This is a genomic window from Collinsella sp. CLA-ER-H9 (assembly GCF_040092295.1).
Taxonomy (GTDB): Bacteria; Actinomycetota; Coriobacteriia; order Coriobacteriales; family Coriobacteriaceae; genus Collinsella.
Window position 1 is genome coordinate 57,659 of record NZ_JBBNLV010000008.1, and the last position, 18,179, is coordinate 75,837.

At 59.9% G+C, this 18,179-nt stretch carries 12 protein-coding genes; 3 read left to right on the top strand and 9 right to left on the bottom strand.

The features are described 5' to 3' along the window. Window positions 1-38 precede the first annotated feature (38 nt). Genes larB through AAAX73_RS06410 form a run of 3 tightly spaced genes read left to right on the top strand, consistent with a single transcriptional unit; the run spans window position 39 to window position 2,291 of the window. A complete protein-coding gene (gene larB / locus AAAX73_RS06400; protein ID WP_349125404.1) occupies window positions 39-821 on the top strand; it encodes a nickel pincer cofactor biosynthesis protein LarB in 783 nt (260 codons plus the stop codon). Between the two features lie 10 nt (window positions 822-831). Beyond that, window positions 832-1,749, top strand: coding sequence for a LarC family nickel insertion protein (locus tag AAAX73_RS06405; protein WP_349125405.1), 918 nt, complete (start codon window positions 832-834; stop codon window positions 1,747-1,749). A 2-nt stretch (window positions 1,750-1,751) separates the two neighbouring features. Then, the gene (locus AAAX73_RS06410) at window positions 1,752-2,291 is read left to right on the top strand and encodes a TetR/AcrR family transcriptional regulator (RefSeq protein WP_349125406.1); all 540 of its coding nucleotides are present in this window, start codon (window positions 1,752-1,754) and stop codon (window positions 2,289-2,291) included. Between the two features lie 307 nt (window positions 2,292-2,598). Here AAAX73_RS06410 and larD read toward each other — a convergent pair whose 3' ends face one another. The 9 genes from larD to AAAX73_RS06455 all read right to left on the bottom strand — a co-directional run bounded on the left by larD (window position 2,599) and on the right by AAAX73_RS06455 (window position 17,851). Beyond that, window positions 2,599-3,330 (bottom strand): D/L-lactic acid transporter LarD, encoded by a 732-nt coding sequence (larD, locus tag AAAX73_RS06415; protein ID WP_349125407.1) that lies wholly within the window; start codon window positions 3,328-3,330, stop codon window positions 2,599-2,601. A 49-nt stretch (window positions 3,331-3,379) separates the two neighbouring features. Further along, window positions 3,380-4,657, bottom strand: a complete 1,278-nt coding sequence (gene larA / locus AAAX73_RS06420) for a nickel-dependent lactate racemase (RefSeq protein ID WP_349125408.1) — start codon at window positions 4,655-4,657, stop codon at window positions 3,380-3,382. Window positions 4,658-5,158: 501 nt separating this feature from the next. Then, window positions 5,159-7,891: a phosphoenolpyruvate carboxylase gene (locus AAAX73_RS06425; protein ID WP_349125427.1), complete on the bottom strand. Its 2,733-nt coding sequence runs from the start codon at window positions 7,889-7,891 to the stop codon at window positions 5,159-5,161. A 338-nt stretch (window positions 7,892-8,229) separates the two neighbouring features. After that, window positions 8,230-9,543 carry a histidine--tRNA ligase gene (hisS, locus tag AAAX73_RS06430; RefSeq protein ID WP_349125409.1) on the bottom strand — a complete coding sequence of 438 codons (1,314 nt, stop codon included), beginning with the start codon at window positions 9,541-9,543 and terminating at the stop codon, window positions 8,230-8,232. Window positions 9,544-9,735: 192 nt separating this feature from the next. Further along, window positions 9,736-10,155, bottom strand: coding sequence for a hypothetical protein (locus AAAX73_RS06435; protein WP_349125410.1), 420 nt, complete (start codon window positions 10,153-10,155; stop codon window positions 9,736-9,738). Between the two features lie 3 nt (window positions 10,156-10,158). Then, window positions 10,159-11,457 carry a M20 family metallopeptidase gene (locus AAAX73_RS06440; protein ID WP_349125411.1) on the bottom strand — a complete coding sequence of 433 codons (1,299 nt, stop codon included), beginning with the start codon at window positions 11,455-11,457 and terminating at the stop codon, window positions 10,159-10,161. 116 nt (window positions 11,458-11,573) lie between these two features. Then, on the bottom strand, window positions 11,574-12,557 hold the full coding sequence (locus AAAX73_RS06445) for a DMT family transporter (protein ID WP_349125412.1): 984 nt from the start codon (window positions 12,555-12,557) through the stop codon (window positions 11,574-11,576). Window positions 12,558-12,895: 338 nt separating this feature from the next. Continuing rightward, on the bottom strand, window positions 12,896-15,085 hold the full coding sequence (locus AAAX73_RS06450) for a YhgE/Pip domain-containing protein (RefSeq protein WP_349125413.1): 2,190 nt from the start codon (window positions 15,083-15,085) through the stop codon (window positions 12,896-12,898). Beyond that, window positions 15,086-17,851, bottom strand: a complete 2,766-nt coding sequence (locus AAAX73_RS06455; protein WP_349125414.1) for a YhgE/Pip domain-containing protein — start codon at window positions 17,849-17,851, stop codon at window positions 15,086-15,088. Between the last annotated feature and the right edge of the window lie 328 nt (window positions 17,852-18,179).

The window sequence follows — 18,179 nt, forward strand, 5'->3', positions numbered from 1 at the left end:
TTTGAGTGCTAGACTTTGCGCCGTCGAAGGGAACATATATGGATAAGCGAGATCTTGAGCAATTGCTGAGCGATGTTGCCGGCGGAGCAGTCACCCCTGCCGACGCCCTCACGCGCATCCAGACGGCTCCGACCGCCGATCTGGGCTTTGCGCAGCTCGATCTTTCGCGCGGGGTGCGCCAGGGAGCCGGCGAGGTTGTCTACGGGGCCGGTAAAACCGCCGATCAGATTGCCGCCATTATCGAAGCACTGCGCGATGCCGGCCAGGAGCGCATCCTGGTCACGCGCCTGGATGCCGAAAAAGCCGCGCGCACCGCTGAGCTTCTTGGCAACGGCATCGACCTGGGATATGTCCCGGACGCACAGCTCGCCCTCGTGGGCGGCAAGCCCTCCCCTACCGGCAACGGACGCATCGTCGTCGCCTGCGCCGGCACGAGCGACCTGCCCGTCGCCGAAGAAGCCGCGTTGACGGCCGAGTTCTACGGCAACGAGGTCGATCGCCTCTACGACGTGGGTGTCGCCGGCCTGCACCGCCTGCTCGCTCATGCTGAGGAACTTGCCCAGGCGCAGGTGGTCATCGCCATCGCCGGCATGGAGGGCGCCCTGGCGAGCGTCATCGGAGGCCTTGTGAGCTGTCCGGTCATCGCCGTCCCCACCAGCGTGGGCTATGGCGCGAACTTTGGCGGCATGGCCGCACTGCTCGCCATGCTCAACTCCTGCGCCAGCGGCGTTTCGGTCGTCAATATCGACAACGGCTTTGGCGCCGCCTATCAGGCAAGTCTTATCAATCATCTGAGCGCCGGCACGTCCTGCGCCCGCTAAGGAGCATTTCATGTCCAACCATCAGCACACGCTTATCATCGACGGCGCCTCGGGCATCAGCGGCGACATGACCGTCGCGGCCCTGCTCGACCTGGGCGCCAGCGAGGAGCATCTGCGCGACCAGCTCGCCACGCTGCCGGTCGGCGGCTTTGAGATTGCCGTTACACGCGTAAACAAGCATGGCATCGACGCCTGCGACTTTGATGTTCAGCTGGCTGAGGAGCTCGAGAACCACGACCACGACATGGCCTGGCTCTACGGCAACGAAGCGGGCACCGAGCACACACATGAGCATGAGCACTACCATCATGATCATGGCGAGCACGAACACGAGCACTGCCATGAGCATGACCATGAGGCCCACGGTCATGGCCACGAGGGTCACCATCACGCCCACCACCATCACCACCGTTCTTTGGCGGATATCACCGCCATCATCGATGACTCGCAGCTAAGCGATGGCGCCAAGCGTCGCGCGCTCGCCATCTTTACCGCGCTCGCCGCCGCCGAGGCCAAGGCCCACGGCAAAACGACCGAGACCGTCATGTTCCACGAGGTGGGCGCCATCGACTCCATCGTCGACGTCTGCTCTGTCGCCATCTGCCTCGATGACCTAGGTATTGAGGACATCGTGGTCGAGTCGCTCTCCGAGGGTCACGGCACCATCCGCTGTGCCCACGGCCTTATGCCCATTCCTGTCCCCGCTGTCGTCAACCTGTGCCAAGCGGGCAATATCGCCCTCACGCCCGCGCCGGTCGCCGGTGAGCTCGTGACGCCCACGGGCGCCGCCATCGTCGCCGCACTGCGCACGTCCGAGCACCTGCCGGCCCGCTACCGCATCGAGGCCGTCGGCTACGGCGCCGGTAAGCGCCCCTACGAGGGTTGCTCCGGTACGCTCCGCTGCCTGCTCGTTCACATGGACGCATAGCCATGGATGCCCGCAAGGCAAAAAGCCGCGCCGCCATTGTCACGGCGTTTTCCGAGCTCCTTCGCGAGGAGGACTACGGCAAGATCGCCGTCGGCGACATCATCGCGCGCGCTCACGTAGGCCGCGCGACTTTCTACGGCCTCTTCAAGAGCAAAGATGACCTACTGTCCGAACTCGTGAGCGACATCTGCACCCACGCCCTCGACGACGATGGCACACCGCTCGATGATCCGCTCGTACAAGTCGAGCATATCCTCAACAACCTCTGGGAGCGCCGCCAGGGCGTACGAGCCCTCGTAGCTGGCGCCGGCTCACGCGTCTTCGCCGACTGCTTACGCAAGACCATCATGTCACGAGCAGCCGAAACCGTCCCCACCGACCCAAACGGCCCCGCCGCCACCATGGACCGAAGCTTCCTACTACACCACATAGCCTCAAGCTTCGTAGGAATGGTCCAATGGTGGGCCTGGCACAACTTCCAAGCAGATAAGGCCGAAGTAGCCAAAGACTACCTATCAGCCATTAAGCCTCTCTTCAACTAAGTAAACCCCTCATTCCAAAGCCCCGCCCCCAACCCAAAGCGCGATACATCCCAAAGTGTCAGCAGCAGCCCAACGTCCCTACCAGCAACAAGCCCCTCCCATCCAAATTCAGATATATATGTTGGGTTGCTTGTACGAACGAACCCGGATTCCCGCAGGTCACGGCACAAGTTAACTTCCCGCCGCATTCCGCAGGACGCAAGAAGCCCCCGCCGCACGAAGTGCGCAGCGGGGGCTTCTTGCATGTCCGAGGACGCGGCGGGAAGTTAACTTGTGCCGTGACCGGACGTTATATCAATTGCTCGGACTAGAACATGCCCAAGAAACCGTGCACAAACAGCGCGGCCAGAACGGCACCGACAAACGGAGCGATGCCAGGAACAAGCAGGCCGTACTTCCAGTTGTTGTCAGCCTTGTTCTTAATCGGCAGCACCTGATAGGCCATGCGAGGACCAAGGTCACGAGCCTGGTTCATGGCGAAGCCGGTGATGCCGCCCATGCCCATGCCAACAGCCCAAACGATCAGACCGACGCAGATGGCGAGCATCAGAACGTTCTCGCCGGCGCGGCTAGCGGCAGCAAGGATGGCGCTGATGAACACAAAGGTGCAGATAGCCTCACAGAAGAAGTTACGGGCATAGTTCGTACCCTCGGTGGTGGGGTTGGTCGAGAAGATGTTGCGCTGGGCAATGGGGTCGACGACGCCCTCGGAAGCCTTGAACTCATCGGCATACATAAACCAAGCGATCACGGCACCCACAAAGCCGCCGAGCATATCGGCAATCATGAAGGGGATGCAGCTGCTCCACGGCACCAAGCCGACGATGCACTGGGCAAGCACCATGGCGGGGTTCATGCACACGGCGCCGCCAAAGACAAACAGGCAGACCGAGATGCCAAAAGACCAGGTGGTGATGGCAAACATATGGCCGGAGCCCTGATACTTAGTGCCCTTGAGCACGGTATCGCAGTGCACGCCCACGCCAAAGACGATCATGAGGGCAGTTGCGCCGAATTCGCAGAGGAGTTTGGTAAGCATAAAACCTTATCTTTCTTGTCGGTTAAAAACGATTCGTTTAGGCCGCGCACTAGTGCTGCGCGACGACAACGCCCAGGCCATCGGGAATGACGGCAACCTTGGCATCGGCACCCTTCATCTCAAAGGCGAGCTTGAGCGCCTCCTCAATAGTGTTGACCGGCGTCATGTGCATATCCTTGAGCATCTGGTGATCGCACAGGTCGGTGACCATAATCACAGGGTGATGCGCCAGGATGCGGGCAAAGATCTGGCTCGTCCACTGGTCGGGCAGGGTCTCGTCCTTGGGACGATCGATGCAGGCGCGCTCAAACTCTGCGGGATCGTTGTCGGCGATGTTGTGATAGAAGCCCTCGCCGCCGTGACCGTCGGCACAACCGGCGACGTCGATGATCACGCCGCCCTCGGGAAGCGTGGCCTCGGCAGCGCACATGCCCTTCACGGCCTGATAGATGTTCTGATCGAGGGGGTAGCCACCGTTGGTGGTGATGGCAATCTCGCACTCGACGGGCTCAACGCCGGCAAGGCTCTTCACGAACTCGCAGCCGGCCTCGTGCGCCTTGTGGATGTCGCCGGCAAAGGAGCCGATGACCTCGTGCTTGCCGTTGAGCACCACGTTAAGCACAAAGGCGAGGTGGGCCATCTCGGCGGCGGCAAACATGTCCTCGCTCACGTGGTTATGGCACAGGTTGCCGGCACGCGAGTGGGAATCATTCACAAACTGACCGTTGTGGTTGTACATGATGGTCTTGTAGCTGGCGATGCCAGGCAGGACGGACTTGCGGCTACCAGAGAAACCGGCAAAGAAGTGCGGCTCAATAAAGCCCTCGGCAAGCCGCAGATCGCAATCGGCAGCAATCTTGTTGATGATGCACTCGCCACCAGAAGGCAGGGTGCCGATCTTTTTCATCATGCTGTCGTCAGTCGCGACGTGCATAACGATTTCCTCGTTGGCAACGATCTCCTCGCCATACTTATTGACGAGCTCCTCGTGCGTCGACGGACGGTGCATACCCGTAGCAACCAAAATACGCACGCGAGCCTCGGGCGCAGCGGCATGAATGTGATGCAGCAGAATAGGCATCGTCACACGCGAGGGAACGGGGCGCGTGTGGTCGGAACTAATGATGACGATGTCCTTTTTGCCAGCACAAAGCTCCTCGAGCGAAGGCGAGCCATAAGGGTTGGCAAGCGACTCCTCTACCAGCTCTTCCTGCGATTTCGTAGTCTTAAACTCGTTTTGATGACCTTCCATCACACCCGCGAAGTTCTTATCCTCGAGTTCCAGATGCAACGTCTTGTGGTCAAACGGCAGTTCACATTCAAACAATGACGAGCGCCCTCTTCCTTTCAACTGACACACTAGATAAACCGTTGGAAGGATACGCCGCTCACCGAAAAACACCACCGTCTACCGACTCATTAACACAACGTTCATATTTGACCCACAACAAAACGGCCGCGATCCCAAACGAGACCGCGGCCGCTACAGTCGTAAGGCGAGAAGCGCACCATTATTCCCCCAGCCAGTAATCCGCCGAAGACCGGACATCGCAGGGCCCGCCATCAGCTTACTTTTAAGCACACTCCGCAGGACGCAAGAAGCCCTCGCCGCACTCCACATTGGGCGCGAAGCGCACTTTATTTTCATCAGCTTTAATCCCAGAAGACCGAGGACGAAGGGACCCGATGGGTTTCCCTCTGAATGCATTCCGCAGCACGAAGCCCCCTTATCCGCAGCTCCGAAGGAGCAGGATAAGGGGGCTTCAAGTGCGAGGACGCATTCAGAGGGAAACCCGTCGGGTCCCGGTGAGAGCCACAGGGCTATCGATTACCCCGTGTTCTGCAATCCTGCCGAGACGCCGGTCACAGTCGAAAGAATCAGGCTCATGTACTCGGCCTTCTTCTCCTCCGCCATCTCGTCCTGGTTCATACGCACCTCGCGAAGGGCGCGGACCTGGGCGATGGACAGGGCGTCGACGTAGGGATTACGCACGCGGACGGCGCAGCCGAGCACACGGCGGCGCTGCAGCGGCCATTCGTCACCGACGATGGCAAGAACCCACTTACGCGTGAGCTGCATCTCGGTGAAGACCTTCTCGGACAAATCCTGGCGGTCGCCCAGATGCAGATACATCTTGGCAATGCGCTGATCGGTCTTAGCAATCGACATCTCGATGTTGTCGATAAAGGTACGGAAGAACGGCCACTCCTGGTAGGCAGCCTTAAGCTGGTCCAGATTGCCAAACTGCTCGCAAGCGGTACCCAGGCCGTACCAAGCGGCCAGATTGATGCGCGCCTGGCTCCAGCTGAAGATCCACGGAATGGTACGCAGGTCGTCGAGCGACTTGGCACCCAAGCCGCGCTTGGCGGGACGCGAGCCGATCGGCAGCAGACCGACCTCGGTCAGCGGCGTCACGGTCGAGAACCACGGTGTAAAGTCCTCGGTGTTCAGCAGGTCCAGATAGCGCTCGTGGCTTGCGGCGTTGAGCTTCTCGGCCATATCCCAGAACTTCTGCGTGGTCTCAGTGTTGGTCTTCTCGACACTCGGGGCCGACTGCAAAAGCGTTGCGGCGGCAACGGACTCAACATGGCGCTGGGCCAGCGTGCGGTTGCCGTAGCGGGCAAAGATGACCTCGCCCTGCTCGGTGAGCTTAAAGAAACAGTTAACCGAGCCCTTGGGCTGCGCCAGCACGGCCTTGTTGGCCGGGCCGCCGCCACGGCCCACGGCACCGCCGCGACCGTGCATGAGCACCAGATCGATATCGTTCTTCTCGGCCCACTTGGCAATGCGCTCCTGCGCGGAGTGCAGCGCGAGCATAGCCGTGGTAGGACCGGCATCCTTGGAGGAGTCGGAGTAGCCCAGCATGACCTCCATGCGGCGGTTGGTCTGGGCAAGGCGCTTTTGCACCACGGGCAGTGTAAGCATCTGGTCGAGCACGTCGACGCAGCCCTCGAGGTCCTCGAGCTGCTCGAACAGCGGAATCACGTCGAGCTCGGGGACATCCTCCTCGTGTGCAAAGGACAGGTGGGCAAGCTCAAAGACGTCGGCCACATGCTGGGCGCTCTTGGTGAACGAGATGATGTAGCGGTGCGCCATCTTCTTGCCGTAGCGCTTTTGGATGGAGCCGATAGCGCGGAAGGTATCGATGACCTCGCGCGTCATGGGCTGCAGGTCGCCATGGATACCGTTCTCGTGGATATCCTTGAGGGCGCGAGCGTGCACCACGGAGTGCTGACGGAACTCCATCTCGACCATATGGAAGCCGAAGGACTCGACCTGCCAGATGATGGTCTGGACCGGGCCGTAGGCAGCACGGACGGCACCGCAGGCGGCCAGGGAGCGTTGAACGACACGCAGGTCATCCAAGAACTCGTCTGCGCTGTGGTACATGGTGTCGGTGATGCGACGCACGGTGGCGTTCAGACGGTCGGCCATGACGAGCATGACGGCGCGATGCGGCTCGTGCTCGGAGATCAGCTCGGCGCGTGCCGTGTACTGGGTGCTCATCTCGACCTGATGGTTCCACAGGTTGATGAGCTCGGCAGACGGCTTGCTGTAGGTGGCCTCGAGCGTGAGGTTGCGGCCGATGCGGCGGCACTTGTCCTCGAGCTTGAGCACCATGTGAGTGAAGTACTTGGCGGCGACCTCACGGCTCACCTTGGCGGTGACGTTGGGGTTACCGTCGCGGTCGGAACCGATCCAGCTGCCGGGATGGAAGAACGCCGGGCACAGCGGCGGCACGGTACCGGCCTTGTCGCCCAGCACCCAGTCGTCAAAGCGACGGTAGATGACGGGGATAACGTCGAACAGCGTGTTATCGAAGATGTCGATGATGGTATCGGCTTCCTCGACCGGCGTGGGCTTCTTTAACGCGATGGGGCTCGTGCGTACCAGGGCGTCGATCTCTTGCAGCATATGGCGCTCGTTCTCCACCAGGTCGGAGCCGCCCAGACGCGGACGCTCCTCCAGCAGGTTGGAGATACGGCGAATCTTGCCCTCGACGGCCTTGCGACGGGCCTCGGTGGGATGCGCGGTAAAGACGGGATGGAACTCAAGCTTGCCGAGCAGCTCATTGGCACCCTCGACACCCATCTCGTTTACCAACTGGTGATAGGCGACGGTGAGTTCGTTGGCGGGATCGACCTCGGTATCGGTCGATGCGCCGGCCTCGCGCTCGCGCAGCTGCGCCACACGGTAGTTCTCCTCCGACAGGTTTGCCAGATGGAAGAAGCTCGTAAAGGCGCGGACAATGACCTGCTGTTTATCGAGCGGCAGGCTGTCGATCAGATCGACGACCTCACGAAATGCCACGGCAGTGGGCTCGTCGGCGGTGGGCACGCCCTGCTCGTCGACGGCTTCGTCGGCAGCGCGGGTACCGGGGTTGCCGGCATTGGCCACAATCTCGGCCGACAGGATCTTGTCGAACAGGTCCGCGATCTCAGGATCATACTCGCTAAGCACACGACGCTCCAGGCGCAGGAACAGCGCCAGATTATCGCGCAGCTCCTCGGGGATCTCGATCTCGGCGAGACGCTCCCTGGACTCGGCATTCGAGCCGATTCGGTTAACGAGGCGGTTGACCACGGCAGCGACGCGCGCCGCGGCTTCGGGTACAGACTGGTTGCTTAGGTTCTCAGCCACGTTTCCTCCCATTCCTCCTTCTATGCACGTAACATGCGGTATTCATTATAGGCGCTTGAGAAATACTTTCGACACTGATTGCGCTTTACCACACAAAAGTATTTTCTGCATTGCAAGGGTTTTTGCCCCAAATGGTCGTATTTCTCGGTAGGCGGCATACGTAAACGGGGGCATTCCGCATAAAAGCGAAACACCCCCGTAACAATCGCTCTCCATGAGCAGGGCACGTTAGCAGGCCCGCAGCTCAAAAAGATGCGCTACAGGCGCTCGCGAACCGCCTCGACCACATTGGCCAGATCGACGAGAACCTCGTCATGGCTCTGCATGTCGCGCACCTTGACCTTGCCGGCGGCAAGCTCGTCGCCGCCCAAGACCAAAATGAGCTTGGCGCCCACCTTGTCGGCCTGCTTAAACTGAGCCTTGAGCGAACGGCCCTGATAGTCGGCCTCGGTCACGATGCCTGCGGCGCGAAGCTCCTGCGTAATGGCAAAGACGTTCTGGCGCAGCTCCTTGCCGGCGTTGGCGACATAGACGCACGGGGCCTCCTCGGCACCCAGGTCGCTGCCAAAGGCCTGCAGGGCCAGCAGGGCGCGCTCAAAGCCGACGGCGAAGCCGACGCCCGCCGTGGGCTTGCCGCCCTCGAGCTCGACCAGGCCGTCATAGCGACCGCCGCCACCAATGGAGCCGACGCCGGCGCCGGGGGCCTCGACCTCAAAGACGGTACGGGTGTAGTAGTCCAGGCCGCGCACCAGGGTGGGGTCCTCGACATATTCGATGCCGGCGGCATCCAGATAGCGCTTGACCTGCTCGTAGTGCTCGCGGCACTCGTCGCACAGGTTGTCACCCATCAGCGGGGCGTCGGCCATGATCTCGCGGCAATGGTCGTTCTTGCAGTCGAAGGCGCGCAGCGGGTTGAGCTCGGCGCGCTCGCGGCACTCGTCGCACATCTCGTCGGCGTGATCGAGGATAAACTGCTTGACCTGCTCGCGGTATGCCGGACGGCACTGTGCATCGCCCATCGAGTTAATAAGCAGACGAAGCTTGGAAAGATCGAAGCCCAGGCGCTTGTAGAACTCCATGAGCATGATGATGCACTCGGCGTCGGCAGCCGGATCGGGAGCGCCGAGCCACTCGATGCCCACCTGGTGGAACTGACGCAGACGACCCTTCTGGGGACGCTCGCCACGGAACATGGCCTCGGCGTAATAGGCCTTAAACGGCGTGGAGCCCTGGGGCACCAGGTTGTTCTCCACGACGGCGCGCACCACACCGGCCGTACCCTCGGGGCGAAGCGCCAAGCGCTGCTTGGGCTTAAGCTTGGTATCGGTGCCCTCGGTAAAGACGCGCTCCAGGTTGGCGCCGCTAAACACGCGGAACATCTCCTTGCGCACGACGTCGGTCGACTGGCCGATACCGTGGACAAACACGTCCACCTGCTCGATCGCGGGCGTCTCGATGGGCTTAAAACCGAACGGCTCGAACACGCCGGCAGCAATCTGCTGCATCTTTTGCCAGGCGCGCATCTCGGCGCCGATAAGGTCGCGGGTTCCCTCCGCCTTCTGTGCCTGCATGGGCAAACACCTTTCTTTTGTATCGCGTCATAGGTAATGGACATTATACGGCACAAAGCAGAAACGCGGCGGCGCGTCTGACCGAACGAGGGTATGGGGACTCGTTCGGCCAGACGTGCCGCCGCGGCAGCCGATCCGTTTTCCTCCGTCCCCTTCGGATCACGTGATCTGTTGGGGACGGAGGAAAACGGATCATTTCGTAGGCCCGTGGCCGCCTTGGAAGCCGAATGATGGTACGAGCATCCATTCGGCTTCCAAGGCGGCCACGGGCAGAACGGGGCGAACAGAAAAGAGCACGTAGACCTGCCACAGCTCACCGACAAAGCTCATGCCGGCAAGAACGGCAGAGGTGGCGATAACAGTGAGGGAGCCCAAAACGCGACCGCTCACCTTGTCGGCCACATGACCGATCACAAGTGAGCCGATAACGCTCACAACGGTAGAGATGGCGTTGGAGATGTTGTACTGCGCAAGAGAAATGCCCAAGTCGCTGACGATGAGCGGCTGAAACAGGCTCATGCAGTTGACGAAAATCGTGTAGCACGTGGCCATGATGACAAAGCCGGAGGCCACGACGAGCCAACCTGGGAAGAACTTACGCTGCTGGGGCATTGGTTACTCCTTGTGGTCGGCGATATAGCCCAAAGCGACGGCGGTATAAGCCGCGACACCGAGGGGAAGCTCGGCATCGTTAAAACGTGCCTTGGGATGGTGTTGGGCAAAGTGTTCGTCCGTGTCGGTTACGGCCGCGCCCACGGTAAAGTACGCACTCGGAATCTCGCTCGAGATAAGCGCGAAGTCTTCACTCGCCATGGCATGGAAAAGCGGCAAGAAAGCCGCCTTGGGCAGCACTGCGCCCACATAGCCAAGCGACGCCTGAGTCATATCGCTGTCGAGTACAAGCGGCGGAACATCCGAAAGCGTCTCGATGGTCGCCGGCGTACGATATGTTGCAGCAACGCCGTTAACGACCTCGGCGATGCGGGTCTTGAGGTGAGCCATGAGCTCAACATCAAAGCCGCGCAGCGTTCCCTCGAGCACGCAGGTGTCGGGGATGACGTTGGCCGCCAGGCCGCCAGCAAACTTACCGACGGTAAGTGCGACCTCTTTGGCCGCCGGCACTTCGCGAGCGATGAGCTCCTGAAGCGCCAGATGCACATGGACGCCGGCCGTGATGGGGTCGATGCAAATCTCGGGGCTCGAGCCATGGCCGCCCTTGCCCTGAAGCGTGATGCGAAAACCGTACACGCCCGAGAGCGCCGGGCTGCCGTAGAGCACCAGGCCAAGCGGCGACTGGCTGTTGACATGCATGGCAAAGGCCGCCTGAGGGCGCGGGTTCTGCAGCAGACCGTCGGCGATGGCGGCGCGGGCGCCCTCGAAGGTCTCCTCGCCCGGCTGGAACAGCAACTTCACCGTGGCGTTGGCCTCCACAAGCTCGGCCTCGCGGGCCTTGAGCAAACGGGCCGCACCGAGCAGGGCCGTCGCGTGCATATCGTGGCCGCAGGCATGCATGCAACCGTTGGTGGAAGCGAAAGGCTCGCCCGATTCCTCGGCAACGGGCAGCGCATCCATGTCGCCGCGCAGCATAACGACCGTACCGGCCTGTTCGTCCGCGCAGACGCCATTGCCCTGGGCCGCGGCGGCACCGGCGCCGACAAGGCCCACAACGCAGGAACCATCGACGAGCGTGGTATGGGGGATGTCCATCTCGTCCAGACGTGCCTGGATATAGGCAGACGTCTGCGGAAGATTGTTACCGAGCTCGGGCATCTGGTGTAGATCGTGTCGCCACGCAGCGAGCTCGTCTGCAAAAGCCTGAGCTTCTGCGACAAGACCGTCACCGATAGCGGTCTGCGCCGCTGTGGTAGCCTGAGGCGCTGGTTGCGGTTGAAAATCGGACAGAGCTGGTGCCATAGATGCCCTCCAGTAACGTTTTTGCAGCACGCACTTTGATAGCGTAAAGTGCAAGGCACAACTGTAAGGGCATGACATAAAAAATGCCGCCCTGGGAGGGCGGCGCAACAAGTTGTTTACAATTGCGGGTGTGATTTTCGGCGCAAGAAATCGAAATGCGTCTCGCTCAAGATAATCGACAGGAAGATGAGCGCGAAGCCGGCGAGCAGACGCGAGGTGAGCGCCTCCCCCATCAGCAGCACCGAAAACAACACACCCGAAGGCGACTCCATCGAAAGGAGCAGTGAGTCCGTCGAAGCCGGGACATGCGCCAGGCCGACGTTTTGGATGAGCAGCGCCACGCACGTGCAGCCCACCGAGAGAAAGGCCATTACGCCGATAAAGCTCGGCGTCCACACGGACAGAGGCGCCTGGGTCTCGAATAGCAGCGACGAGATCAGGCTCAGCACGCCGTTGCCCACAAACATCCAAAACGTGATGACGTTGATGTCCATCTTGCGGCCATACTTGGCGGTCACCGCCATCTGGATGGCAAAGAAGACCGCGCCGCCCAGTGTGATGACATCGCCGACATTGAACTCGACGCTATCGAGCGCCACCAAGCCAATGCCCGCCAGGCACAGCAGTGCTGCACCCAGGTTATAGCGGGTGAGCTTTTCGCCGCTTAGGAAATAGCTCGCGAACGGGACCAGAATGCAATAAGTGCCCGTCAAAAAAGCGTTCTTGCCCGCCGTGGTGTGCGCCAGACCGACTGTCTGCAGAGCGTAGGCGGCCCACATAAGTGCGCCCATTCCAAGTCCGACGATAAGGTTGCGGGCGTTGAGATGCGCGATGATGCGCTTGTAGAAGATGGCAAACATGACCAACGCCGCAGGCAGAAAGCGCACGTAGAGCAGTTCAAACACCGGAATAGTGTCGAGCGCGTCCTTCATAGTGGTAAAGGAGTAGCCCCAGATAATCGCCACCGAAAGCAGTAGAACTTTCCAGAACAACGGCGAACGAGCACCGGCGCCACGGGAGGCGCCGCCCGCACCCAGGTCCTCGCGAGCAACAGGGCTATCGGGCATCATTTCGATATTGTCAGTGACATGCTGGGGCATAGGGCATCCTCGCGCTCAATCTGGGCGTGGTGTCCGCACGCGCTTGACCGCATGCCGCCTCATGGTCAAATAAAACAGGGCGCACCGGACCCCCGGCACGCCCCGCTACTGTAGCAACAACCAAGCAACCCACGCAATTCACTACGCTAAAGCGCCTTGTTCCGCCGTTCTACCGAACGGCGGACCGGCCGACGCTGCGCGAGCCGCATTCACGCCAATCTGACGTTCAATTTCAAGGGCGCGACCAGAAGGTCAGTGCCCTTTCATTTCACGTCACCTTGGCGCAAATGCGGCTCGCTCGCTGGCATTGCCGCAGCATCAGCGTTTACATTGTTGCGCTAGATTAATTTAGTACTCTCCAGCTTTTCGATGATCCAGTCGTTGGCTTTGATGACCGGGCGGCGGAAGACGACGCCTAGGGCCAGCGACGGAATCAGATAGCTCGCCAGAATACCCAGCTCAACCCAGTACTCCATATGGTAGGCGCCGGCCATGGCAGCGTGCATGGCGTTGATGCCATGGGTAAACGGCAGGAACGGATAGATCGCCTGGAACACGGGGCCGGTCATCTCGATGGGAAACGTTCCGCCCGAACCGCCGACCTGCATGACCAACAGCACGACGGCGAGCGCCTTGCCGATATCGCCAAACGAAACCGTAAGCGTGTAGACGATATTGGAGAACACGAGACTCGCGACCCAGCCAGCCAGCACAAACTGCAGCGGGTTGTCGCACTGAATGCCAAAGAACAGGATGTCGCCCGCGCACACGAGCGTCGCCTGCAGCAGGGCCAAACCGCCAAAGAACAGGTAACGGCCCAGATAGATCTCGTGCAGGCGTACGGGGATGAGCTCATTGATGAGCTCGTCGTCGACCGAGACCTTCATCATGGCCGCCAGTACGATCGAGCCGACCCAGAGCGACAGAATCGTGTAGAACGGCGCCATGGCAGAGCCGTAATTGCGAATCGGATAGACCGGCTTGCGGTCGAGCGCGACGGGGCCGGAAAGCGACACGGCCAGGCCCTCGGGGTCGTTGCCGATCATCGTCTTGATCGTCGCCAGGTCACCCGACATCAGGGCGCCGTCGAGCTCGTCCTTGAACGCGCTGATCTTGTCCGACGCCTCGCCCAGCTGATCGGAAGCCTTGTTGACCAGCTTTGCGGCCTTGGAGAGACCCTTTGCCAGCGAACCGGATGCGTCGGTCAGGCCGGCAACAGCGCTATCCAGGTCGCCCGAGATGCCGTCGAGTGAATCCAACACGCCCGAAATAGTTTTCTTGAGCTCCTTGGCCTTGACCGAGAACGTGGAATCGTAGTCAGACTTAGCGCCCGAGATGCCCGCCTTGGCATCGGCGATGGCCTGGTCGACCTCGGCACGCGTGCTGTTGACCTCTGCCATACTGTCAGAAAGGGACTTAGCGGTTGCCCTCAGGTCGTTGGCATTGTTACGATACTCCGTCGCGATCCTGCCCAGCGATGTAGCCACAGACTTGAGGCTGTCCCGGAGCTTTTCGTCACTCACCTGATCGGCAAAGCTGCGGAGCTGGTCGGCCGTGGCGTCGATATCGTCGGCACGTGTATTGAGCGCCGTCGCGGCATCGTTGAGTTGGGACACCGTAAGGTCGACATGCTGGTTCGCGGCATCGAACGCCTTCGCGAGCTCGGCAGACACATTGTCGAACGAACCCGCACTTCCATCGATCGCGGCATCGATGGCATCGTTTGCCGTCTTAAGCGCTTCTTTGGAATCATCGATGCCGCTCTTGGCATGCTCCATCAGCTGCTTGGTCGACTCATCGACCGTACCCGTCTGCTGGAGCATACCGCTCGCCGACGTCAGCGAATCGGCCGTGGAGCTCAAAATGCCCGCAAGCGACGTTGCGCTGGCCTGAACGTCCTGCAGGTCCTGGACCGAATCGCCGAGCGTCGAGGACAGGTTGGCGATAAAGTTGCTGACCTGGTCGGTGCTCATGTAATCGAGCAGGCTGGACACCGTCTTAAGACCGACGCTCGTAATGGTCTCGGTAAAAGATTCGTTAACCTGGTTCTGAACGGCGCTCGAACCCTTCTCGGTCACGATCTGCGCGATGGCGTTGGCCTTCTGGTTCTCGTAAAACTCGATATCGGCGTGCTTCACGTCGGTCGAGAAAAGCGTCATCATGTCAGCGCTAAACGTTTTGGGGATAACGACGGCCGCATAGTACGCACCCGACTTTACGCCCTCGATAGCTTTATCGCGATCGTTAAGCACAACCCAATCGAAGCTCTCGTTGCCGCGTAGGGTGGCGGTCACGTTTTCGCCCACGTTAACCTCGACGGGGATCAGATCGCTCTCGTAACCCTCATCGGTGTTGACCACGGCGATCTTGAGGTTGCCGGTGTTGCCGTACGGATCCCAGCTGCCGGCGATGTTAAACCACGCGTACAGACACGGCACGATAATGAGGCCCATCACGACAACCAAGCCGATTACGGAGCGAGACACGTTTTGGACATCGCGCTTAAACAGATGCAGGATGTTCTTCATTTATGCCTCACCTCCTTTGGAGTGCTTGCCAAGCGGGGTGGTATCTCCATCATTTGTGGCTGTGCTGTCGCTGCCCTGAGATTTATGGTGCGAGCCTATATGCGGCAAGCGGCCCGTGGACTGATCGCCACCCTTGGCATCACGCTCGCTGGCGTTGAGGCCAAACATGCGGCGGGCGGCAGGAATGGCGGCCGTGTGCTCGCGCATCTCGCGACGCAGGTCCTCATCGGAAAGCGCCGAGATGCGCATCTGGGTATTGAGGCTCGCGCGGATATATTCGATATTGATAAGCCAGCCGCAGATGGCAATAACCGAGATGATCCAAATGACAAGCAGGATGATCTTGCCGTTATTGTCGATATCGAGAACCGTCGACAGGACAAAGAGCAGGACCTGAACGCCCACCACGGCGGCAAAACCGCCCTTGATGTAGTACGGGTAGCGATGTTCAAAGGCGACCGCATGATCGAGCAGTTCGCGACGGTACGAATCGGAATCGAGCACGACGCGCATGGCCGTTCGCAAGGAGTAGCGCTCGCGCGGCAGGTCGTTAGACTCGCAAATCATCATACCGGTCGTGGAAAGCTGTTTATCAAAGAGCAGGTTGAGGTTGAGCAGCAGCGGACGCAGCTGCAGGCCGATAAAGAGCGCCACGATCAAGAACACGCCCAGAATGCACAGGTTAAACAGGTAGTTGAACGAATACATGCCGCCGACCGTCTCACGCAGCAGATTGATGCCATAGGTAAAGGGCAGCAGCGGGTGCAGCCACTGGAAGAAGCCGGGCATCATCTCGATGGGGTACATGCCCGACGAACCCGGGATCTGCACGATGACAAGAATGACGCCGATTGCCTTGCCGATATGCTTAAACGTAGTGGACAACGCGTAAATGATGTTGACGTACGTAAATGAGATGGCGATGCCGCCCAGCACAAATAGGAGCGGACTGACGCACTGTACACCAATGACAAGATCTCCCACCGTAACGATAATGGCCTGCAACGCGCCCAGGATCACCAGGAGCAACCAGCGGCCAAAGTAGCCCTGACGCGCGGTAAAGCTGCCAACGCCTTCGCGATCGACCTCGAGCTTGTAAATGGCGATGAGCACGTAGCCGCCCACCCAAAGCGCCAGATTGGTGTAGAAAGGAGCAATGCCCGAGCCGAAGCTCTTAACCGGATAGATCGACTTGGAGGTCAGCTCGACCGGAGATGCCATGAAGTCAGCAACGTCATCGACGTCGACGCCCATCAGGTCGGCCAGCTCGCCCATGGACTCGGAGGTCTGCAGCGCCGCGATGTCGTTGGCGGCGGTGGCGAGCTTGTCCTGGACCTTGGCAAGCGAGGCGTCGGTCTGGGACAGCGTGGTCTTGGCCTGACCGAGCGTAGCGTTGAGTTGCGAAAGTGTACCGCGCGCACTTGCAATAGTAGGCGTGAGGCCAGACACGATTCCCGTCAGATCACCCGAGACGGCGGCAAATGAATCAAGCGCGCTCGAGGCCTTCGGCAGCGCGTTTTGACCCAGGTCCGTCTGGGCCTGGCCAAGGTTGGTCGCACCGGTCTGGATTGCGTTATTGATAGCGTCGCTGGCACCCGAGACAGCCGCGGCGTCATTCGCCATGGCGCTCGACTGTGCAGACAGACCGTCCTTGATGCTCTGAAGCTTTTCATTCTGCTTGCGGAGCAAATCGATGGTCGATACAATGCGCGCGTCAATTTCCTTGGAACCTGTCGACGTGTCATTGACGAGAATTTCCAAGTGCCCGATAACGGCCTTATTGTGGTCGATCGTCGCCTGGAGAGACTCGAGCGAGTTGTCGATGCGGGTGGTCGTAGATGTGATCGTGCCCGTCAGCTTGCCAATCGCAGCGTTCGCGGAGGCTGACGTCTTGGTGAGCGCAAGGCTGCCTTCCGAGAGCGCCTTGGAGAGCGAGGCGACAGAGTTACCCGCCGTGGCGCGAGCCTCGCCCAGCAGGTCGTTGCCCTGGGAGATCGCCTGCGTCAGCGACGGCGCCTGACCCTGCAGACCGGCAAGTGCTGCATCTGCCGAGGCAATGGAACCACTCGTCTTATCGATGGCGGCATTCATGTCGCCAATCGAATCACGCACTTCGCCCAACGTGTCAGAAGCCTCTGATACCGAACCGGCCAACGAATCCTGAGCCTGGGTTGCCTTGTCCTTTAAATCGACTCCGGCATCCTTGGCAATACTGGCAACGGTCTCACCCACCGTGGAGACGAACTCCGAGTTAATCTGCTGCTCGATGGTGTTTGCACCGGTGTCGGTAACCTTGGGTGCAATAGCGCTCTTTTTCTCATTGACGTAGTACGTAAGCTTGGGCTGATGGTAGTTGCCGTCGAGCATCGAGACCAGGTTATCCGAGAAGTTCTTGGGGATTACGATGGCCGCATAGTACTCACCGCTCTCGACGCCCTCCTTGGCGTCGGCCGCCGAATCGACGAAGGTCCAGCCCAACTGATCGTTCTCCTTGAGCTGATCGACGACCTTATCACCCGCGTTGAGCTCACCCACCAGGTCGTTTTGGGTGCCCTGATCGTTGTTGGCGATGGCAATCTTGATACCCTGAGTGTTTCCGTACGGATCCCAGTTTGCCACGATGTTGTACCAGGCATACAGCGAGGGAATAACGCACACGCCGAGGGTAACCACCAAGGCGACGGGGTTCACAAGTAGTCGCTTAATGTCGCGCTTGAATATCGCAAAGGAGACCTTTGCATCGGATAGTTTGCTGCCGAGACTCACGCTTGGGCCATCCATCCTGTCGTTGAATCAAATCGTACTATCGACAACCATTGTACGTAGGCGCTTTAGCGTCTCAGGGCACAATGGTATTGAGTTTTGCGGGTAGCAATATACTACGAAGACGAATTAACGTACAGTTGTACAGTATCTTAAATTTCAGCAGGTCACAAAACCACAACCCGCACAAATTAGCAATTCAAATAGCATCGGGGACGTTCTTAAACGACTAGTCAAACAAAAACGCCCCCAATGACTACTTAGGACCACGAAAGCGTCGCTGGTTGAGCATAAGTAAGCGAAAACGCCCCTAAGCGAGCAAGGTGACGCG

Excerpts from the sequence above, each read along its gene's own strand:
- larD (WP_349125407.1), bottom strand. The coding sequence starts at position 3,330 with ATGCTTACCAAACTCCTCTGCGAATTCGGCGCAACTGCCCTCATGATC.
- AAAX73_RS06445 (WP_349125412.1), bottom strand. The coding sequence starts at position 12,557 with ATGCCCCAGCATGTCACTGACAATATCGAAATGATGCCCGATAGCCCT.
- AAAX73_RS06440 (WP_349125411.1), bottom strand. The coding sequence starts at position 11,457 with ATGGCACCAGCTCTGTCCGATTTTCAACCGCAACCAGCGCCTCAGGCT.
- hisS (WP_349125409.1), bottom strand. The coding sequence starts at position 9,543 with ATGCAGGCACAGAAGGCGGAGGGAACCCGCGACCTTATCGGCGCCGAG.
- AAAX73_RS06405 (WP_349125405.1), top strand. The coding sequence starts at position 832 with ATGTCCAACCATCAGCACACGCTTATCATCGACGGCGCCTCGGGCATC.
- AAAX73_RS06450 (WP_349125413.1), bottom strand. The coding sequence starts at position 15,085 with ATGAAGAACATCCTGCATCTGTTTAAGCGCGATGTCCAAAACGTGTCT.
- AAAX73_RS06435 (WP_349125410.1), bottom strand. The coding sequence starts at position 10,155 with ATGCCCCAGCAGCGTAAGTTCTTCCCAGGTTGGCTCGTCGTGGCCTCC.
- larB (WP_349125404.1), top strand. The coding sequence starts at position 39 with ATGGATAAGCGAGATCTTGAGCAATTGCTGAGCGATGTTGCCGGCGGA.
- AAAX73_RS06410 (WP_349125406.1), top strand. The coding sequence starts at position 1,752 with ATGGATGCCCGCAAGGCAAAAAGCCGCGCCGCCATTGTCACGGCGTTT.